Genomic DNA, 20,146 nt, shown 5'->3' with positions numbered 1-20,146 from the left:
CGGCTTCATCTTGCCGGAAATATGCCCGCCGGAGGCACGCGCCGGCCGCAGGCCGGCGCGCTGGTCGGGCCGCCCCCGGCGGCCCGAACCCTTCAGTTCTTCACGACATCGTCGAGCAGCAGGAAGAACGACGGCTCGAGCGTGAACCCCTCCACCCGGTCGGACATCACCGCATTCTGCTTCCAGTTCGCGACGAAAACCCAGGGGGCGTCGTCCTGCACGATGGTCTGCATCTGCTTGTAGAGCTCCGCGCGCTTGTCCTGGTCGGTCGCGACGCGCGCCTCTTCCAGCAGGGTGTCCACCTCGGGGTTCGAATAGTAGCCCGAGTTGAACCCGCCCTTGTCCGGCCAGGCATCCGTGCGCAGCGCGAGATAGGGCAGCGTGTCCGGATCGTTCGTCATCCACGCCATCTCGGCCATGTCGGCCTTGCCCTCCAGACCGGGGTTCACCTGCCCGAGGAAGGTGTTCCACTCGTAGGTCTCGATCTTCACATCGAAGCCGACCGCCTCCAGATCCGCCTGGATCGCGGTGCCCATGGCGATCGGGTCGAGCATGCCCGAGCCCCCTTCGGTGACGTAGAAGGTCAGCTCCGCCCCCTCTGCCCCGGCCTCGGCCAGCAGCGCCTTGGCCTTGTCCGGATCGTAGGGATAGGGTTCCAGGCTCTCGTTGTAGGCCCATGCGAAGGCCGGCGGCGTCGGCCCGGCGGCCACGTCGGCGGTGCCCTCCAGCACGTTGTCGACCAGCGCCGACTTGTTGATCGCGTAGTTCGCGGCCTGCCGGACCTTCTTGTCGGCAAAGGGGCCTTCCTTGGCGTTCAGGATCAGGAACCAGACATGCGGTCCGGCCTGTTCCAGCACCTCGAAGGTGTCGCCCTGGAATTCCGACAGCGCGACGGGCGGCACCTCGACCATCACGTCGATCCCGCCCGCCAGCATCTCGGCGGTGCGGGTGTTGGCGTCGGTGATCGGGCGGAAGACCACGGCCTCCAGCGACGGCGCGCCGTCCCAGTAATCGGCGTTCTTCTCCACCACCACGGCCTCGTTCGACCGCCACTCGGCGAATTTGAACGGCCCGGTGCCCGAGGGGTTGCGGCCGAAATCCGCGCCGTGCTGTTCCACGGCGGCGGGCGACACGATCAGCCCGGTCGGATAGGCGAGGTTCGACAGGAACGGCGCATAGGGGCCGTTCAGCGTGAACTTCACCGTGTAATCGTCGACCACCTCGGTGCTTTCCACGGCCGAGAAGAAGAAGGCCAGCGGAAACGGACCGGTGTCGTGGAACGGGTGATCCTCGTTCAGCATCCGGTCAAAGTTGAACTTCACCGCCTCGGCGTTGAAGTCGGAGCCGTCGTGAAAGGTCACCCCCTCGCGCAGCTTGAAGGTATAGACGCTGCCGTCCTCGCTGATCTCCCAGCTTTCGGCCAGCGCGGGCTCCACCTCCAGCGTGCCGGACTTGTAGCGCACCAGCCCGTCGTAGACGTTCATCAGGATGCGGAAGTCGTTGACGGCGGTCACCGCGGCGGGGTCGAGCGCCTTCGGCTCCGCGATCTGGCCGACGATCAGAACCCCCGGCGGCGTCTGCGCCCCGGCGGGCATCGTGGCCCCGAGGGCCATCGTCATGGCGACCCCGGCGGCCAGAACGCCACGGCGGGTCCAGTTGAGCATACCCTGTTTCATCGGCCTCTCCTTTGCAGCAGGCTCTTCACTTTATTCATCATGATAAATTGAATGAGGGCAAATTTTCATGATAAATTCAAGTCCAAGAAAGACGGAGACCGCCCATGACCTATTCCATCCTCGCCCGTGACGCCGAAACGGGCATCCTCGGCGGCGCTGCGGCGACCGGGTCGCTCTGCGTCGGTGGCTGGGTGCTGCGCGGGCGCGTCGGCGCCGGCATGTCCGCCAGCCAGGGCACCGCGCCCTCGACGCTCTGGGGCGATGCGGTGCTGGACCGGATGCAGGCGGGCGAGACGGCGGAAAGTGCCGTTGCGTCAACGGTTTCCCCGGATGCGGGCCGCGACTACCGCCAGCTCTCCGCGCTGGACCTTTCGGGCGGCACCGGGGCCTTCACCGGCGCGCATTCCGTGCCCGCCGCCTCGCACCGGTCCGAACCCGGCGCCATCGTCGCGGGCAACCTCCTGACGGGCGAAGAGGTCCTCGACGCCGCGCTCGCCGCTTATTCGGGCAGCACCCTGCCCTTCGCCGAACGCCTGCTCGCCGCGCTCGACGCGGGGGCCGCGGCGGGCAGTGATTCCCGCGGCCTGCAATCCGCCGCGCTGCTGATCCTCGGGTCCGACATGGCCCCCCTGACCCTGCGGATCGACATGTCCGACCGCCCCCTCGCCGCACTCCGCGCGCTCTACGAACGGTCGCAGAGCCAGCCCTACGCCGGCTGGTGCGACGTGGTCCCCACGTTCAGCGACCCCTTCCGCGCCCCGCAGCCCGACGAGATGGAGGTCGTGGCGGAACAGGCCTCCTCCAAGGCCTGACGCCGCCTGACGACCGCCCCGCCCTGCCGGATCGCGCCCAGGTCCCCTGCTTCTTCTGGTCAAAAATACTTTCGGGGGGTCCGGGGGGCAGACAGCCCCCCGGCCTCTCCACTGGCGCCACGTCGGGACTCCAAAAAAGAACAAAACGTGAATATACTGCCCCCACCATGACCGCCGAGCTCTGCATCACCTCGAACTTCACCTTCCTCACCGGGGCCTCGCACCCCGAGGAGTTCGTCGCGCGCGCGGCCGAGCTCGGCATCGGCGCGCTGGCGGTGACCGACGAGAACTCGGTCGCCGGGATCGTCCGCGCCCATGCCGCCGCGCGCGAGATCGCGCGGCAGGTGGCCGAACGGCGGGCCTTCGACGCGGCGCACGGCCTTATCGGCCCCCCCGCCCCGCCGGGCAGCCCGCCGCCGCACGACTGGGTGACGCCCCGCCTGATCGCGGGCGCGCGAATGGTGTTCGAGGAGGGGGTGGCCGTCACCCTGCTGGCCGAGACCCGCGCCGGCTGGGGCCGCCTCTGCCGCCTGATCTCGCGCGGGCGGCTGAGGGCGGAGAAGGGCACCTGCCTGCTGCGGATCGGCGATCTGGCCGAGATCGGGACGGAAGGATTGCAAGGGGTGCTGCACGGGCCGGAAGGGGCCGGGACGCTGCGGAGAGGCGCGCTGGCTGAGCGAGGCGGGATCGCGCCCGGCCCCGAGGGCGGCGTGGAACCTGGCACGGCCGGTTCTCAAAAGCATCAGCGGAGCGAAGGTGGCGCGGTTCTCGCCGGATCGCGCCCGCCCTGGGGGTCTGGCACGATCCGGACCGCGAGCGGTCCGGAGGGGACGGTCGGGTCAGCCCCCGGCATCGGCAGCCTGGAGCGACGTCAGGCATGGCTCCCCCACGCCCGCCGCCTGCACGCGCTCTTTCCCGGCCGCCTGCACCTCGTCCTCTCCCCGCGCTACGACGGCGAGGACCCGTCGCGCTTCGCCGCCCTCACCCGGCTGGCCGCGCATCTCGGTCTGCCCACTCTCGCCTCGGCCCGCCCTCTGATGCACCACGGCGCGCGGCGCCGGATGGCCGACGTGCTGACCGCGATCCGCACCGGGACCCGTGTCGACGCGCTCGGCCGGGCGGCGCTCGCCAATGCCGAACAGCGCCTGCGCGGCCCCGCCGAACTGGCCCGCATCTTCCGCGACCAGCCCGAGGCGATCGCCAACGCCACGGCGCTCGCCGCCCGCTGCACCTTTTCGCTGGACGAGCTGCGCTACGAATACCCGTCGGAGATCTCGCCCGGCGAAACCCCGGCCGAGCGGCTCGCCCGGCTCTCGCGTGCCGGTCTCGCCTGGCGCTACCCGCATGGCGCGCCGGACAAGGTGAAGGGCCTGCTGGCCCACGAACTCAACCTGATCGGCAAGCTGAAATACGAACCCTACTTCCTCACCGTCCACGACATCGTGCAGTTCGCCCGATCCCGCGACATCCTCTGCCAGGGGCGCGGCTCAGCGGCGAATTCCGTCGTCTGCTACTGCCTCGGCGTGACCGAGGTTTCCCCCGAGATCGGCACCATGGTCTTCGAACGCTTCGTGTCCGAGGCCCGCGACGAGCCGCCCGACATCGACGTCGATTTCGAACACGAGCGGCGCGAGGAGGTTATCCAGCACATCTACGAGCGTTACGGCCGCCACCGCGCGGGCCTCTGCGCCACGGTCATCCACTACCGCGGCAAGCGCGCGATCCGCGAGGTCGGCGCGGCCATGGGGCTGACGCAGGACACGATCAGCGCCATGTCCTCCCAGCTCTGGGGCTTCTTCTCGGCCGATGCGGTGGCCGAGGAGCGGTTCCGCGAGATCGGCCTCGACCCGCGCGACCCGCGCCTGCGCCAGACCATGCAACTGGTCTACGAGATCGAGGGCTTTCCCCGGCACCTCAGCCAGCATGTCGGCGGCTTCGTCATCACCGAAGGCCGACTCGACGAACTGGTCCCGATCGAGAACGCGACGATGGAGGACCGGACGGTCATCTGCTGGGACAAGGACGACATCGACACGCTGGGGATCCTCAAGGTCGATGTGCTGGCGCTCGGGATGCTGACCTGCATCCGCAAGGCCTTTGACCTGTTGTCGCAGCACGAGGGCGCCGATCACACGCTGGCGACGATCCCGCCCGAGGATGCCCGTGTCTACGACATGCTCTGCCGCGCCGACACCATCGGCGTCTTTCAGGTCGAAAGCCGGGCCCAGATGAACTTCCTGCCCCGGATGCGCCCGCGCCAGTTCTACGACCTGGTGATCGAGGTGGCGATCATCCGCCCCGGCCCGATCCAGGGCGACATGGTGCACCCCTACATCCGCCGCCGCAACGGCGAGGAGAAGGTGGAATTCCCCTCGGACGAACTGGGGGCCGTGCTGGCCAAGACCCTCGGCGTGCCGCTGTTCCAGGAACAGGCGATGCAGATCGCGATCATCGGCGCGGGCTTCACCCCGGACGAGGCCGACCGCCTGCGCCGGGCGCTCGCCACCTTCAAGAAGCACGGCAATGTCAGTGAATTCCGCGAGCGTTTCATGCGCGGGATGAAGCGCAACGGCTATGACGAGGAATTCTCGGCCCGCTGCTTCTCCCAGATCGAGGGCTTCGGCAGCTACGGCTTCCCGGAATCCCACGCCGCGAGCTTTGCCCTGCTGGTCTATGCCAGCGCGTGGATCAAGCGGCATTACCCCGGCATCTTCGCCTGCGCGCTGCTGAATTCCCAGCCCATGGGCTTCTACGCCCCCGCCCAGATCGTGCGCGACGCCCGCGAACACGGGGTCACGGTGCTGCCGGTCGATATCTCGGCCTCCTACTGGGACAACGTGATGGAGCGCGCCGGCTCGGGCGAACTGGCGCTGCGGCTCGGGTTCCGCCAGATCCGGGGGCTGGCGTCCGAGGAGGCGGACTGGATCGCGGCGGCGCGCGGCAACGGCTACCGCTCGGTGGCCGATGTCTGGCGGCGGGCGGGCATCCCGCCGCATATCCTCGAACGGCTGGCCGAGGCGGACGCCTTCGCCTCGCTCGGCCTGACCCGGCGCGAGGCGTTGTGGGAGGCCAAGGCGCTGGCGCCGGGGCGCGAGCTGCCGCTCTTCGCGGGCGACATGGATGGCGAGGGGATCGTCGAACCCGCCGCCGCCCTGCCCCGGATGACACTGGGCGAGGAGGTGGTGGAGGATTTCGTCGCCACCCGCCTGTCGCTCAAGGCGCATCCCGTGGCGCTGCTGCGACACGTGCTGACGCCGGGCATGGGGACCGCGCGGCGGGACGGCGGGGATCCTCCGGCCTGATCGCGCCTTGAGCTACATCATGTCGCCAGCTGCCCTCGGCATGTCACAAGGTTCCGGAACGGCGACAGAGGACGACATGAGCAGACCCATCATCAAGGCGACCCTCGCACTGGCGGCGACACTGACCCTCGCGGCCTGCAACGAACCCGCACCGATGCCCGACCGCCGCGACGGGGCGGCGTTCTTTGCGGAAAACTGCACCGCCTGCCACGGCGACACCGCGCGCGGCGACGGCCCGGCGGCCAGCGGACTGCCCAAGCCGCCGCCCGACCTGACGCGCCTCAGCCGCCGGAACGGCGGCACTTTCCCCGACGCCAAGGCGCTGGCCTATATCTACGGCGGACCGGGACAGGGCCACCTCGCCCGCGTCATGCCCGAGTTCGGCGCGGAGATGGCCGAGGACACCGTCCCCGTCAAGATCGACGGCATCTGGACCCCGACGCCCCGCGAACTGGCCGGGCTGCTGGCCTACCTGAAAAGCATCCAGAGCTGACGGCCCCGAAAGGGCCCGATCCCCTGCTTCATCTGGCCGGATAAACTCCGGGGGTGCGGGGGCTGGCCCCCGCGGCCGTCGGTCTCAGCCGTCGTCCACCCCGTATTCGAGGATCACCGGCACGATCAGCTCTTCCTCGTCCTCCAGATGCCGGTCGAGGAAGCGCCGGAAATCCCGCTGCGCCGCGAGCAGCCGCGCGACTTCGTCCTTCTCGTCCCGCCGCTCGGCGATCAGCCCCAGCACGGCATTCGTCCCCTCGGCCAGCGCGTGGATATGGCCGTCCAGCGCATGGTGATCGTGGTCGAGGATCTCGAACCCCCGCTCCAGCCGCGCATCCAGCGGGATGAACTGGGGGAAGTAATGCTGGTCCTCGATCATGTGGTGATGGTGCAGCTGGTTCAGGAAGAACCCGGTGTAGCGCGACAGTTCCGGACCGAAGCGCGGATCGCCCCGGTCCAGCCGGATCTCGGAGCCCTCGACCAGCTTGTCGATCAGCCCCCGGAACATCATGTGCCGGTCCAGCCAGAACGCCGTCAGCCCGCCGAAATTCGCATGCCCCTGCCACATCTCGCGGGGATACTGCTTCACGAGGACGCGCAGTTCCTCGGGCAGTCCCTTGCGGGTTTCGAGCGCCAGCGGAGCGGTCACAGCTTGGTCGCGTTCGGCGGCGGCGTCAGCACCTGCTTGCGCACCTGCGCCTCACGCCACGTGATGAAGCTGACGGCGGCGATGATCATCCCGCCGCCAAGGATGACGTAGGGATCCACGGGTTCGCCAAAGGCCATGGCCCCCAGCATCACCGCCCACAGAAGCTGCAGGAACGTCACCGGCTGCGTCACGGTTATGGGTGCGCAACTGAGCCCGCGTGTCATCAGGTAGTGCCCTGTGGTGGCCACGCAGGCGACGAGGAACAGGACCACGATCGTCTCCAGATCGGGCATGACCCATTGCGCGATGGCGGCGGGGGCCAGCACGATGGCGACCGAGATCGACAGCAGCGCGACCACGACCATCGGGGGAAGTTCGTCCGACAACTGCTTGGCGATCATGTAGGAAATCGCGAACACGAAGGCCGCGCCGATCATCGCGTAATGGCCCAGCCCCACCTCGCGCACGCCGGGCCTGAGGATCACCAGCGCCCCGAGCAGGCCGATCACGATGGCCGCGATCCGGCGGAAGGCCAGCTTTTCGCCGAGAAACAGCGCCGCACCGATGGCGACGAAGATCGGCGACAGGTAGTTGATCGCCGTCACGTCCGCGATCTCGATCCGCGCCATGGCAAAGAACCACAGCCCCACGCCCATCCCGTGCAACAGCCCCCGCATGCCGACCATGCGCCATTGCCGGCCGGTCAGCCGCGCGGCGAAGATCGGACGGATCGTGGGGATCAGCAGGACGAGGCCCAGCGAATAGCGCAGGAAGGCCGCCTCGGGCGCGGGCACGCGCGGGCCGAGGTATTTGACCCCGGCATTCACGCCGACGAACATGATGCCCGCCGCGACCATGTAGAGGATGCCGGCAACCGGGCGGTTGGACGCAATGTCGTTCATATCTCCACCAAGCATGAAGCCTGCCGGTCGGCAAGTGGCGACCGGTCATCTGCACGTTTGCGCAAAACGTCAGAAGCCCAGGATCAGCCGTCCCGCGATGCTCCACATCACCGCCGTGACGATGCCGTCCAGCACCCGCCACGCGGCGGGTCGCGCGAAGAGCGGCGCCAGCAGGCGCGCGCCGTAACCGAGCAGGGTGAAGAAGATCAGGCTGGCAGTCATGCCCCCCGCCGCGAAGGCGCCCTTCGCCTGCCATTGCGCGCTGACGGCCCCCATCAGCACCAGCGTGTCGAGGTAGACATGCGGGTTGCCCCATGTCAGCGCCGCGCAGATCAGCAGCACCCGCGCCAGCGGCTGCCGCTCCGCCCCCTCGGCCGCCGTCAGCGCCCCGCTGCCGCGCAGGGCCGATCGCAGCGCCATCGCCCCGTATAAGACCAGGAACGCCGCGCCGCCGTAGCGGAACACCGGCTCCAGCCAGGGCAGCCGCGCGGTCAGCGCGCCGAAGCCCAGCACCCCCGCCGAGATCAGCAGCGCGTCCGACAGCGCACAGAGCGCGACGACCGGGCCGACATGCTCGCGCCGGATCCCCTGCCGCAGCACGAAAGCGTTCTGCGCCCCGATCGCGAGGATCAGCGAAAAGCCGAGCGTGAAGCCCGCCGTCGCGGCGGCGATGGTTGCGTCCTGCATGGTCTGCCTCATGTCGTTCAGAGGGTGACTAGCCGCGCCCTATCCATTAGACAAACGCGAAACTCTTGCCCTGCATAAGCACCTCTAATGTTAGACCATGCCCAGCTCGCCACCCTCGCCGCCGTTCTTCGGCTTGGCTCCTTCGACGGCGCCGCCGCGCGCCTCGGGATCACGCAGTCCGCCGTGTCCCAGCGTATCCGCGCGCTGGAGGTGCAGGTCGGCCAGCCACTCGTCCTGCGCGGCAGCCCCTGCACCGGGACGGAAACCGGCCTCCGCCTCGCCCGCCATGCCGAGGACGTGGCGCTGATGGAGGCGCGGGCGCTGGCGGACATCGGCGCGGACCAGCCGGGCCCGGTGACGTTGCGGCTGGCCGTGAATGCCGACAGCCTCGCCGCTTGGCTGATCCCGGCGCTGTCACAGGCCGAGGCGGCGCAGCCGGGGCTGCTGTTCGACGTGGTGGTGGACGATCAGGACCATTCCGCCGACTGGCTGCGCCGGGGCGCCGTCATGGCCGCGATCACCGGCACCGCGACACCGCCGCACGGCTGCGACGCGATCCCCCTTGGCAGCATCCGCTACTTCGCCACCGCTTGCCCGGCGTGGATCGCGCGGCACTGTCCCGACGGTGTGACCGGCCCCGCGCTGCGTGCCGCGCCCTGTCTCACCTATGACCTGAAGGACCGCCTGCAAGCCATCTGGCTGCAACGACATTTCGGCGAGGGGCCGCCGCCGCCAACGCACTACATCCCCTCGACCGAAGGCTTCATAGACGCCGCCAGCGCGGGTCTCGGCTGGGGCATGAACCCCGAACCCATGTTGCGCGATGCCTTCGCCACGGGACGTCTCGTCCCGCTGCTGCCCGACGCTCATCTCGACACGCCGCTCTACTGGCAGGTCTCGCGCCGGATGGCTCCCGCGCTGGCCCCGGTCACCGCCGCGATCCGGGCGGAGGCAGCGCGGGTGCTGCACCCTGCGGAGCGTCACGAGGCGAGGTAATCCTCGCTCCACCCCAGCACCGCCATCTGGTCGGCGCGGACATTGCCCTCGCCCCGGCAGATGAACTCGTCCAGCTGTGGCGGCGCGACGCTCGTCCCCGCCAGCATCGCATGGGCCTGCCCCCGGTGATGGACCGCGTGCAGGCCGATGTGCAGCAGCAGTTCCGGCAGCGCCTCATACTGGAACCCGCCGGGCCGGTGGACCTCGACCACCCGGTCGAGGTCGGGCGGCGTCAGCGCGTCGCAGAAGGCCACCAGCGACAGGTCCGCCCTGCGCTGTTCCCGCGCCAGATCGGCGAGGTCCGGCCAGGGCACCGGGTTGTCCCGATGCGCATAGCCGGTGGTCCCGCCATGCAGCGCGTCGAGATAGAAGACATCGACCGTCCACAGGTGGTTCAGCGTCTCCCTGATCGAAGGGAAAAAGCTGACCCGCTCCGCCTCCCACTCACCCGGCGCCAGCTGTGCGCAGGCGGCATGCAGCGCGACATTGGCCAGCGCGTTCTGCCGCGCCATCAGGCGGTGCGGGCGGCAGGGATCTCGGGGATCGGGAGTCATGGGGCCTCGCGGAACGAAAATGGGCGGCTTGCGCCGCCCACCCTAAGCCCGCGATACGTGACGGCAAGCGCCTCAGAGCGCCTCCATCACCTCGTCGGCCGCCTCGAAGTTCGCCGTGACGCGCTGGACGTCGTCGTCGTCCTCCAGCGTGTCGATCAGCTTCATCAGCTTCTGCATGCCTTCGAGGTCCATTTCGGTCGTCGTCATCGGCTTCCAGATCAGCTTGGTCGATTCCGACTCGCCCAGTTCGCCTTCCAGCGCCGTCGCCACCTCGTTCAGATCGGTGTCGGCGCAGTAGATGACATGCCCCTCGTCCGAGCTCTCGACATCCTCGGCGCCCGCCTCGATCGCGGCCATCATGACCGTGTCCGCGTCACCGGCGTCCGGCGTGTAGACGATCTCGCCCTTGCGCTCGAACATGAAGCCGACCGACCCGGTCTCGCCCAGGTTGCCGCCGTTCTTGGCAAAGTAGGACCGGACGTTGGACGCGGTGCGGTTGCGGTTGTCGGTCATCGCCTCGACGATGACGGCGACGCCGCCGGGGCCATAGCCCTCATAGCGGATCTCTTCGTATTCATCGCCCTCGCCCTGCACGGATTTCTTGATCGCACGCTCGATCACGTCCTTCGGGCAGGAGGCCGCCTTGGCTTCCTTCACCGCAAGGCGCAGGCGCGGGTTCTTCTCGGGATCGGGGTCGCCCATCTTGGCGGCGACGGTGATCTCTTTCGAGAGCTTGGAAAACAGCTTGGACCGCGCGGCGTCCTGACGACCCTTGCGGTGCTGGATGTTGGCCCATTTGGAATGGCCTGCCATGGCTCTTTCCTCGGTTCTGAAGTGGGGTCTGGATCGGTCGCGCCGCTATATCTCAAGAGACACGCGCGCCGCAAGCCATGGCGGTCAGAGAAGCGCCGCGATCAGCTGTCCGCAGCGCCATACGAGGCCAACGATCAGCACCGCCAGCATCCACGAGGGCAGCAGCGACGAGAAATCCTTGAGCGTCCGCGCCCGCTGGCGCAGCATCGTGACCTCGGCCGCATCGCCCTGCCGCGCCTCGAGCCGGTCGGCGCGGATCTCGGTCACGCGGGACCACGCCAGATGCGCCGCGCCCCAGACTGCCGGGATCATGACGATCAGCGCGGCCAGCGCCTCGGACCGGGTCATGTGCGCTTGGTCACCTTCAACTCGATGTCGAAGCCGAGCGCCTCGGCCAGCGCGAAGAGCCGCCACAGCGTCGGGCCGGAGACGGACTTCCCGTTCGCCGTCCGCGACAGCGCCGCGTGGTCATAGCCGAAGCGCGCGTCGATCTCGCGCCCGCTCATACCGCTGTCGCGCAGCATATGCCCGAGGGCCTCGGCCCCCAGCACCCGCGCCACGTCCTTGCCGATGCCGTCAAAGACCTCCTTGCGGGCCTCGGGCGACATCGCCTCGAACGCCGCGTCCATCCCGGCCGCGTCGCCCGACTTCATCAGCCTGGCCGCGTCCGGGGCCGCCGTTTCCTGCCGCTTGCCGCCCCGCGCGCCCTTGCGGGGCTTGGGCGTCTTGCCGCTGTCGTGGGTTTCCGCGTAGGCCATGGGATCCTCCGTTGTCTTGCAAGACACCATATAGGGTCCGTTGCCTTGCAAGTCAACGCAAGCAGCTTATAGCCGCCGGGCGCCCGCGATCAGTTTCCGCGCCTCGGCGGCGGATTTCATCTGTCCGATCAGGGTGGAGATCGCCGTCTTGCCGTCCACGGCAAAGAACACCATCCGCGCCGAGGGCGCGCACGTGAACAGCGCCGCGCAATGCAGGTCGCCCGCGCCCGCGTATCGTGTCAGGTAGCCCTCCTCGTCCGCATCCTTCAGACCCACAATGTCCCGGAACCGCACGAGGTCTTTCCCCGCGTCCAGCGCCGACAGGAAGGCACCGAATTCCGCCGGCGGATAACCCGCCCGGACATGGGCGGCGGCGTCGAGATGAGACAGCGTCAGCCAGCGCGGATCCGCCGCCCGCTCGATCCGGCGCAGGGCGCGGTAGAGCCGTTGGTGCGCGGCCTCGAGCTCCGCTTTGCGGCTCGGCCCCGCCGTCGCGGCGGCGGGCGGTCCGCTCAGGAACGCCTGCGTGAAATGAAACCCGACCTTTGCCATGCACCTCCGACCCCTGCCGGGACACTAGCCCCGGTCCGCACGGGGTCCAAGTCCCCGCGCCGAATGGCCGGATATGCGGTTACGACCTGGGTCGGCGCGGCGGCTGCATGCCGCCATCCGGGCGCTTGCCGGCGGGTTTGCCGCCCGGCTTGCCGGGGCCCTTGCCAAAGGGTTTGCCACCGGGTTTCCCCGGCCCCTTGCCAAAGCTCTTGCCCGCCGGACGCCCGCCGGGCTTGCCCGGTGCCTCGAACCGCTTGGAGGTGTCGGAGGCATCCGCCCGCCGCGCCGCAGGGGCGCCCTGCGGACGGGCATCGCCGCCCTTGAACCCGCCACGGGCAGGCTTGCCGCCCGGACCCGAGGACTCCTTGCGGGCATAACCGCCCTTGCCGCCCTCAGGCCGTCCGCCCTCGCCCCGGTCGGGACGCGCGCCATAGGGCTTGCCCGCAGGCCGGTCGCCGCGCGGCTTCGGCCCGTCGCCATGGCTCTTGTAGCCTTCGCTCCTGCCGCGACGCGGTCCGCCTTCGCCCGCATCGGAGCGCGCACCGTAGGGCTTGCCCCCCGGCCGGTCGCCGCGCGGTTTCGGCCCGGCACCGTGGCTCTTGTAGCCTTCGCTCTTGCCGCGACGCGGCGCGTCCTCGCGCTTGTCGCCATAAGGCTTCCGCGGACGGTCATCGCCATCCTCGCGGCGCGGCTTGTCACCATCCCACACCCGCTTGGGCCGCCCGGAGGTCTCGCGCGGCGCGTCCTCCACCGCCGGGATCTCTCCGATCTCGGCGGAGGGCGCGGCGACCTCGGCGGGCGCATCGCCCCGCTCCGGCGCAAAGGCCTCGGGCTCCACCCGCGGCTTCGGCTCAGACCGCCGCTTGGGCGGGGCTGGCCGGTCCTCGCGGCGCTGCGGCATACGCTGTTCCGGCTCGCCGTCGAGCAGCTTCAGCTTCACGCCGCCTTCCAGCTCGCCACCCGCGCCCAGCTTTTCCATCAGCAGCGGCGCGGCGGCCTCGGCGATCTGCACGTAGGTCTCGTTGGGCTGGATGCGGATCGCGCCGATCGCGTCCTTGTCCATTCCGCCCGCATTGCAGATCAGCGGCAGCAGCCAGCGCGGCTCGGCCCGGTCGTTGCGGCCCACGGACAGGGCGAACCACACGCTCGGCCCGAAGGGCGGACGCTCGCGCCGCTCCTCGCGCGTATCCGGGTCCGACAGGTCCTCGGGCGCCGAGAGCTTGGCACGGTAGAGCCGCAGGTAGGCCGCCGCGATGACCTCAGGCGTATGCAGCGCCAGCAGCTTGTCGGCGAAGACGGCCGCGTCCTCGGTGATCTCTTCTTCCCAGACCGGATCGGCCAGCAGCCGCTCCTCGTCCCGGCGCAGGATCTCGTCCGCGCCCGGCGCGGTGGTCCATTCCGCCTGAACCCGCGCCATCTTGAGCAGCCGCTCGGCCCGCTTGACGATCTTCGGCGTGACTATCAGCGCCGAGATCCCCTTGCGCCCCGCCCGCCCGGTCCGCCCGGACCGGTGCAGCAGCCCCTCGGAGTTCGTCGGCAGTTCCGCGTGGATCACCAGTTCGAGGTTCGGCAGGTCGATCCCCCGCGCCGCGACATCGGTCGCCACGCAGACCCGCGCCCGCCCGTCCCGCATCGCCTGCAGGGCATGCGAGCGTTCAGTCTGGCTCAGCTCGCCCGACAGGCAGACGACGGAAAAGCCCCGGTTCGCGAACCGCGCCATCAGCCGGTTCACCGCCGCGCGGGTGTTGGCGAAGACGATCGCGTTCTGCGCATCGTGATAGCGCAGCATGTTGATGATCGCGTTCTCGGCATCCGACTGCGCCACGCGCAGCACCTGATAGGCGATGTCGGCATGCTGCGACCGTTCGGACACCGTGGTCACGCGCACGGCGTCGCGCTGGTAGTTCTGCGCCAGCGTCGCGATCATCGGCGGCACGGTGGCCGAGAACAGCAACGTGCGCCGGTCCTCGGGCGCCTCGGCAAGCATGAACTCCAGATCCTCGCGGAAGCCGAGGTCCAGCATCTCGTCCGCCTCGTCCAGAACCACGGCGCGCAGGGCGCTCATGTCCAGCGATCCGCGCTGGATGTGGTCGCGCAGGCGGCCGGGCGTGCCGACGACGATATGCGCCCCCCGCTCCAGCGCGCGGCGTTCGTCGCGCATGTCCATCCCGCCGACGCAGGAGGTCACCCGCGCCCCCGCCTTGGCATAGAGCCAGCCGAGTTCGCGCATCACCTGGAACGCCAGTTCCCGCGTCGGGGCCACGATCAGCGCCAACGGCGCGCCCGCCGGGCCCATCATCTCGTCATCACCGAGCAGCGTGTGCCCGATGGCGAGGCCGAAGCCCACGGTCTTGCCCGACCCGGTCTGCGCGGACACGAGGAGGTCCGCATCCTGCAGCTCGGGGGCGGTCACCGCCTCCTGCACGGCGGTCAACGTCTCGTAACCGCGCTCGGACAGCGCATCTGACAGGGCTTGGATCATGGGGAAACCGATCTGAGTTAGGCATGCGGCGCAAGCGGGCCGCGCTGTCCGACGGGACAGGGTTGGGAAAGCGCCCTCCTACAGCAGTCGCGCGGCCCTGTATACAGGGGAATTCGCGTGAATCGCGGGCGCAGGCGGCGACCCGCAGGCGAACGCGGTGGCCTGCCCCGCCGCGCACAAACCCGGCCCCGAAGCGATCATGGGACAAGTGTCTGACTTTTTTCAGTTCCGGCTGTAGCCGCGGCCAATCCCGCGCTAGATGTGCCAGATGACATTCGATCAGATTTCGCTCTTCGCGCTCTTCATCGGCGTGTTCGCCATGCTCCTCTGGGGCCGCTTCCGCTATGATGTCATCGCCTTTTCGGCGCTGCTGATCGGGGTGGTCCTCGGCGTCGTGCCTGCGGACGACGCGTTCTCGGGCTTCGGCCACCCGGCCACGCTGGTGGTCGCGCTGGTGCTGATCGTCTCGGCGGGCCTCGTGCGGTCGGGGGCGGTCTACCTGATCACCCGGACGCTTGTGGACAGTTCCCGCTCGCTCGGCGCGCATATCGCGCTGATGGGCGGGATCGGCGGCGTCCTGTCGGCCTTCATGAACAACGTGGCCGCGCTGGCGCTGCTGATGCCGGTCGACATCCAGACCGCGCAGAAGGCCGGGCGCGCGCCGGGCCTGTCGCTGATGCCGCTCAGCTTCGCCACGATCCTCGGCGGCATGGCCACGCTGATCGGCACGCCGCCCAACATCATCATCGCCACCTTCCGCGCCGATGCGCTCGGCGAACCCTACCGCATGTTCGACTTCGCCCCTGTCGGCGCGGTCGCCGCGATCGCGGGCCTCGCCTTCGTCGCCACCGTCGGCTGGCGGCTCATCCCGCAGCGTGCGGATGCCACCGGCCTCGGATCGGAGTTCCAGAAATACGTGGCCGAGCTGACGCTGCCCGAGGGCAACGACCAGATCGGCAAGCGGGTCGGCGAGTTGTGGGAAACGGCGGAAAAGGCCGACATCGCGATCATCGGCCTGATCCGCGAGGACCGCCGCCTCTACGGCAACGCCCGCAACAACGTGCTGCAGGCGGGCGACGCGCTGGTCCTCGAAGGCTCGCCCGAGGCGCTGGACGAATTCCGCACCGCCCTGTCGCTGGCCTTTTCCGACGAACGCCGCGAGGAACTGCTGACCGCCACCGGCGAAGGGCTCGACATCCTCGAGGTCGTGGTGCCCGCCGAAAGCCGCCTCGTGGGACGTTCGGCGCAGGGCGTCGGCCTGTCGTGGCGTCAAAGGGCGCTCCTGATGGGGATCTCGCGCAAGGGCACGCGCATCCGCTCGCAGGTGCGGCGCACCTCGATCGAGGCGGGCGACATCCTGCTGCTGCTGGTGCCCAAGGACACCGGGCCCGACGTCGCCGAATGGATTGGCGGGTTGACCCTCGCGGACCGTGGCCTGACGGTGACCGAGAACTCCAAGACCTGGCTCGCCATCGGCCTCTTCGGCGCGGCCGTGCTGATCGCCTCGCTCGGTCTGCTCTACCTGCCCGTCGCGCTCGGCATCGTGGTGGTGGGCTACGTGCTGTTCAAGATCCTGCCGCTGCAGGAACTCTACGACCATGTCGAATGGCCCGTGGTGGTCCTGCTCGGCTCGATGATCCCGCTCGGCGCCGCGCTCGAGACCTCGGGCGGCACGCTGCTGATCTCGGACGGGCTGGTCTGGCTGACCGACGGCTGGCCGGCATGGGCGATCCTGACCGCGCTGATGGTCGTCACGATGACGCTGTCGGACGTGCTGAACAACACCGCCACGGCCATCGTCGCGGCCCCCATCGGCGTGCAGATGGCCCGCTCGCTCGAGGTGTCGCCCGATCCCTTCCTGATGGCCGTCGCGGTCGCCGCCTCGGCCGCCTTCCTCACGCCGATCGGCCACAAGAACAACACGCTGGTCCTCGGCCCCGGCGGCTACCGCTTCGGCGACTACTGGCGCATGGGCCTGCCGCTGGAGATCCTCGTCATCGCCGTCTCGATCCCCGCCATCCTGATCTTCTGGCCCCTCTGACCCCGCGGCCGCTGGCCACACCTGACGGCATGTCTCGCAGGTCCCCTGCTTCTTCTGGTCTCAAATACTTTCGGGGGTGAATTGCGGGCACAGCCCGCAAGAGGGGGCAGACAGCCCCCTCACCCCGCTCACCGCACACGCTCCCCCACATACATCTTGCCGCCCCCGCCCGCCGCCGCTATAGCCCGCGCCTTTCCGCACCGCGACCGGAGGCCCCCATGTCCGACATCCTCGCCATCGACTTCGGCACCTCGAACTCCGCCGCCGCGATCCTGCAGGACGGCCGCCCGCACCGCATCCCGGTCGAGGCCGGGTCCGAAACCCTGCCGACCGCGGTGTTTTTCCCGGCGGACCGCGGCGCGATGCGCATCGGCTCCGCCGCCGGCCGGGCGCTGACGGCGGGCGAGGAAGGCCGCTACATGCGGGCGCTGAAATCCGTGCTGGGCGATCCGCTGCTGCACGAGGAGCGCCTGATCGAGAAGAAGCGCCGCACCCTGTCGGATGTCATCACCGCCTTCCTGACCGCCATGCGCGAAAGGGCCGAGGCCGAAACCGGGCGGCGCTTCAGCCGCGCCCTGTCGGGCAGGCCGGTGCAGTTCCACAGCAAGGATGCGGACAAGGACCGGCAGGCCGAGGCGGACCTGCGCGCCTGCTATGCCGCCGCAGGGTTCGAGGAGGTTCGATTCCTCTACGAACCCGAGGCCGCCGCGCTGGCCGCGCGGGGGCTGAACGACACTGGCGGGACCGGGCTGATCGTCGATATCGGCGGCGGCACCTCGGACTTCTCGGTCTTCCGCAATGCCGGCGCCTCGGTCGAGATCCTCGCCAGCCACGGCATCCGGCTGGGCGGCACGGATTTCGACCGCATGGTCTCGCTCAGCCACGCCATGCCGCTCCTGGGTTACGGCGGCACCCTGCGGCGCGAGATGGGCGAAGGGCTGCTGCCGGTGCCGAACGCGCTGTTCGTGGACCTGGCCACATGGGCGCGGATCCCGTTCGCCTATACCGCCGATACCCGCCGCGAGGTCGCCGCGATGGCGCGGCTGGCCACCGACCGCGCCGCCTTTGCCCGTCTCGCCACGCTGCTGGAGGCGGAACTGGGCCATGACCTCGCCTTCGCCGTGGAGAGCGGCAAGATCGACGCCAACATGGGAGCGGCCGATCCCCGGATACGGATGGGGCTGATCGAGCGCGGCCTCACCGCTGAGATCGACGCCGCCAGCCTGAACGCGGCGCTGGAGCGATACCGTGGCGACCTCCGCGAGGCGGCGGCCGAGACACTTTCACGGGCCGGGGTGGCACCAGGCGACGTGGCCGTGATCGTGCTGGTCGGCGGGTCGAGCCTGATGCGGATGGTCTCGGAGGAGATGTGCGCTCTGTGCCCCTCGGCGGGAGTGCGGATGTCGGAGGCGTTCACCGCCGTGGTCGACGGGCTCGCCCTGGCCACGGCGGAGTGAGGGGCGGACAGGCCGGGGGCGCTGCCCCGCGCCATCGAACTTGAGCGATGGCGCAGACGGATAGGCCGGGGGCTCTGCCCCCGGACCCCCGAAGTATTTGGAACCAGAAGAAGCAGGGGACCTGCGAGACACGCCGGCAGGCGTGAAGAGCGGCTTCCGGTTCAGGGCGTGAGCGGCCAGATCAGCGGGATCATTGCCGAGGCCAGGAGGCCGGTGGTGAGGTTGAGCGGAATGCCGACCTTGAGGAAATCCGTGAAGCGGTAGCCGCCCGGGCCGTAGACCAGCATGTTGGTCTGGTAACCGATCGGCGTGGCGAAGCTGGCCGAGGCGGCGACCATCACGGCGACGACCAGCGGGCGCGGATCGACCCCCATCGAGGTGCCGAGGCCGATGGCGATCGGTGTGACGACCACCGCGACGGCGTTGTTGGACACAAGTTCGGTCAGGATCGAGGTCAGCAGGTAGATCGCCCAGATCACGAAGAAGCCCGGCAGGCCCATCAGGTAGGGCGCGACCGCCTCCACGATCAGGGTGACGGCACCGGAATGCTCCAGCGCCGCCCCCACCGTCAGCATCGAGAAGATCAGGGCGAGCAGCCGGCCGTCGACCTGGCTGAACGCCTCGTCCGCGTCGATGCAGCGGGTCAGCAGGACGATCGCCACGGCAAAGACCGACAGCATCAGGATCGGGGCGATCCCGAGGCCGGCCAGCAGCACCACGCCGAAGAGCGCGGCGATGGCGACCGGTGCATGGCTGCGGCGGAAGGCGCGCGCGGTCGGGTGGGACACGTCGACGAGGTTCATCTCGGCCGCCAGCCGCTGGATGTCGTCCGGCGCGCCTTCCAGCAGCAGCGTGTCGCCGACCCGCACCACCAGCTCATCGAGCTGCCGCCCGATGTTCTGGTTCCGGCGGTGCACCGCCAGCGGATAGACCCCGAACCGGCGGCGCAGGCGCATGGAGCCGAGCGAGCGCCCCACCATGCCGCAGTCGGGCGTGATCAGCACCTCGACCGTCGTCGTCTCGACCGCCGAGATCTGGTCCACACGTTTCAGCGACTTGTTCCGTTGCAGGCTCAGCAGTTCCGTCATCTGGGTCCGCAGAACCACCCGGTCGCCGACCTGCAGCTTGACGCCCGACAGGTCACGCCGCAGCGACAGGTCGCCGCGCAGCACGTCGATCAGCCGCACGCCCTCGCGCTTGAAGAGCTGCACCCCCGTGACCTCGCGGCCCACGAGGTTCGATTCCGGCGGGATCACCGCCTCGGTGAAGAACTTCATCCGGCTGCGGTCGCTCAGCAGGTTGGCCATGCTCGACCGGTCGGGCAGCAGCCAGCGGCCGAAGAAACCGAGGTAGAACATGCCCCAGATCACGAGGATCAGGCCGAGCGGCGTGACCTCGAAGATATTGAACGGCTCCAGCCCGCGCGCCCGCGCCACACCGTCGACCAGCAGGTTGGTCGAGGTGCCGATCAGCGTAACCGTCCCGCCGAGGATGGCCGCGTAGCTGAGCGGGATCAGCAGCTTGGAGGCCTTCACCCCCAGCCGTTGCGAAATCTGCACGAAGACCGGAATCATCACGACGACGACCGGCGTGTTGTTCACGAAGGCCGAACAGGCCACGACGAAGACCATCAGGGCCGCGATCGCCATCTTGGGGTTCGACGCCGCCTGCCGTTCGGCGGACTTGGTGAAACCCTCCAGCGCCCCGGTCCGCACCAGCGCCCCCATCACGATGAACATCGCCGCGATGGTCCATGGGGCGGGGTTCGACAGAACCTCCAGCGCCCGGTCGTAGGGCAGCAGCCCGAGCGCCAGCATCAGGCAGGCGCCCGCGATGGCCACGACCTCGGTCGGGTAATATTCCCGCACGAACATGGCGAACATCACGCCGACGACCGCAAGGGTCGCGATCGCCTGCCCCGTCTGGGAAAGTTCAAATAAACCCATCAGTTCCGAAGTTCCGCCTGTGCCAGT

At 69.3% G+C, this 20,146-nt stretch carries 17 protein-coding genes; 6 read left to right on the top strand and 11 right to left on the bottom strand.

The features are described 5' to 3' along the window. Window positions 1-92 precede the first annotated feature (92 nt). On the bottom strand, window positions 93-1,676 hold the full coding sequence (locus ATO6_RS08995) for an ABC transporter substrate-binding protein (RefSeq protein WP_088623656.1): 1,584 nt from the start codon (window positions 1,674-1,676) through the stop codon (window positions 93-95). A 104-nt stretch (window positions 1,677-1,780) separates the two neighbouring features. On the opposite strand from ATO6_RS08995, the gene ATO6_RS08990 reads away from it, so the two are divergent. The 3 genes from ATO6_RS08990 to ATO6_RS08980 all read left to right on the top strand — a co-directional run bounded on the left by ATO6_RS08990 (window position 1,781) and on the right by ATO6_RS08980 (window position 6,283). Continuing rightward, entirely contained in the window at window positions 1,781-2,488 is a 708-nt protein-coding gene (locus ATO6_RS08990) for a DUF1028 domain-containing protein (protein WP_088623655.1), read from the top strand. 167 nt (window positions 2,489-2,655) lie between these two features. Next, complete coding sequence (locus tag ATO6_RS08985) at window positions 2,656-5,790, top strand: error-prone DNA polymerase (RefSeq protein WP_088623654.1); 3,135 nt, start codon at window positions 2,656-2,658, stop codon at window positions 5,788-5,790. 76 nt (window positions 5,791-5,866) lie between these two features. After that, window positions 5,867-6,283, top strand: coding sequence for a cytochrome c (locus ATO6_RS08980; protein WP_254919100.1), 417 nt, complete (start codon window positions 5,867-5,869; stop codon window positions 6,281-6,283). Between the two features lie 84 nt (window positions 6,284-6,367). On the opposite strand, the gene ATO6_RS08975 is transcribed toward ATO6_RS08980, so the two are convergent. The 3 genes from ATO6_RS08975 to ATO6_RS08965 all read right to left on the bottom strand — a co-directional run bounded on the left by ATO6_RS08975 (window position 6,368) and on the right by ATO6_RS08965 (window position 8,520). Continuing rightward, entirely contained in the window at window positions 6,368-6,931 is a 564-nt protein-coding gene (locus tag ATO6_RS08975; protein ID WP_088623653.1) for a hemerythrin domain-containing protein, read from the bottom strand. Continuing rightward, complete coding sequence (locus ATO6_RS08970; protein WP_088623652.1) at window positions 6,928-7,833, bottom strand: DMT family transporter; 906 nt, start codon at window positions 7,831-7,833, stop codon at window positions 6,928-6,930. Before ATO6_RS08970 ends, ATO6_RS08975 begins: the two co-directional genes overlap by 4 nt. A gap of 69 nt (window positions 7,834-7,902) precedes the next feature. Continuing rightward, window positions 7,903-8,520 carry a LysE/ArgO family amino acid transporter gene (locus tag ATO6_RS08965; RefSeq protein WP_088623651.1) on the bottom strand — a complete coding sequence of 206 codons (618 nt, stop codon included), beginning with the start codon at window positions 8,518-8,520 and terminating at the stop codon, window positions 7,903-7,905. A gap of 87 nt (window positions 8,521-8,607) precedes the next feature. Here ATO6_RS08965 and ATO6_RS08960 point away from each other — a divergent pair, with 87 nt between their 5' ends. Next, window positions 8,608-9,516 (top strand): LysR family transcriptional regulator ArgP, encoded by a 909-nt coding sequence (locus ATO6_RS08960; RefSeq protein WP_088623650.1) that lies wholly within the window; start codon window positions 8,608-8,610, stop codon window positions 9,514-9,516. On the opposite strand, the gene ATO6_RS08955 is transcribed toward ATO6_RS08960, so the two are convergent. From ATO6_RS08955 to ATO6_RS08930, 6 genes are all read right to left on the bottom strand, one after another. Continuing rightward, complete coding sequence (locus ATO6_RS08955) at window positions 9,501-10,070, bottom strand: DinB family protein (protein WP_088623649.1); 570 nt, start codon at window positions 10,068-10,070, stop codon at window positions 9,501-9,503. The two genes, ATO6_RS08960 and ATO6_RS08955, sit on opposite strands and share 16 nt — an antisense overlap. Before the next feature lie 72 nt (window positions 10,071-10,142). Beyond that, window positions 10,143-10,883 carry a YebC/PmpR family DNA-binding transcriptional regulator gene (locus ATO6_RS08950; RefSeq protein ID WP_088623648.1) on the bottom strand — a complete coding sequence of 247 codons (741 nt, stop codon included), beginning with the start codon at window positions 10,881-10,883 and terminating at the stop codon, window positions 10,143-10,145. An 84-nt stretch (window positions 10,884-10,967) separates the two neighbouring features. Further along, the gene (locus tag ATO6_RS08945) at window positions 10,968-11,231 is read right to left on the bottom strand and encodes a hypothetical protein (protein WP_088623647.1); all 264 of its coding nucleotides are present in this window, start codon (window positions 11,229-11,231) and stop codon (window positions 10,968-10,970) included. Beyond that, complete coding sequence (locus ATO6_RS08940; RefSeq protein ID WP_088623646.1) at window positions 11,228-11,641, bottom strand: hypothetical protein; 414 nt, start codon at window positions 11,639-11,641, stop codon at window positions 11,228-11,230. The genes ATO6_RS08945 and ATO6_RS08940 overlap by 4 nt, the downstream gene beginning before the upstream one ends. Before the next feature lie 66 nt (window positions 11,642-11,707). Next, window positions 11,708-12,193 (bottom strand): hypothetical protein, encoded by a 486-nt coding sequence (locus ATO6_RS08935; protein WP_088623645.1) that lies wholly within the window; start codon window positions 12,191-12,193, stop codon window positions 11,708-11,710. A 79-nt stretch (window positions 12,194-12,272) separates the two neighbouring features. After that, on the bottom strand, window positions 12,273-14,675 hold the full coding sequence (locus ATO6_RS08930) for a DEAD/DEAH box helicase (protein ID WP_088623644.1): 2,403 nt from the start codon (window positions 14,673-14,675) through the stop codon (window positions 12,273-12,275). Between the two features lie 268 nt (window positions 14,676-14,943). Here ATO6_RS08930 and ATO6_RS08925 point away from each other — a divergent pair, with 268 nt between their 5' ends. Next, window positions 14,944-16,716: an SLC13 family permease gene (locus ATO6_RS08925; protein WP_088623643.1), complete on the top strand. Its 1,773-nt coding sequence runs from the start codon at window positions 14,944-14,946 to the stop codon at window positions 16,714-16,716. A gap of 218 nt (window positions 16,717-16,934) precedes the next feature. After that, on the top strand, window positions 16,935-18,173 hold the full coding sequence (locus ATO6_RS08920; protein WP_088623642.1) for an Hsp70 family protein: 1,239 nt from the start codon (window positions 16,935-16,937) through the stop codon (window positions 18,171-18,173). 161 nt (window positions 18,174-18,334) lie between these two features. Here the strand turns inward: ATO6_RS08920 and ATO6_RS08915 are convergent, their stop codons facing one another. Next, entirely contained in the window at window positions 18,335-20,119 is a 1,785-nt protein-coding gene (locus ATO6_RS08915; protein WP_088623641.1) for an SLC13 family permease, read from the bottom strand. Between the last annotated feature and the right edge of the window lie 27 nt (window positions 20,120-20,146).

Origin of the sequence: Oceanicola sp. 22II-s10i, from assembly GCF_002210105.1 — a bacterium.
Classification (GTDB): domain Bacteria; phylum Pseudomonadota; class Alphaproteobacteria; order Rhodobacterales; family Rhodobacteraceae; genus Pseudooceanicola.
This window is presented reverse-complemented; position numbering and strand designations above follow the sequence as displayed.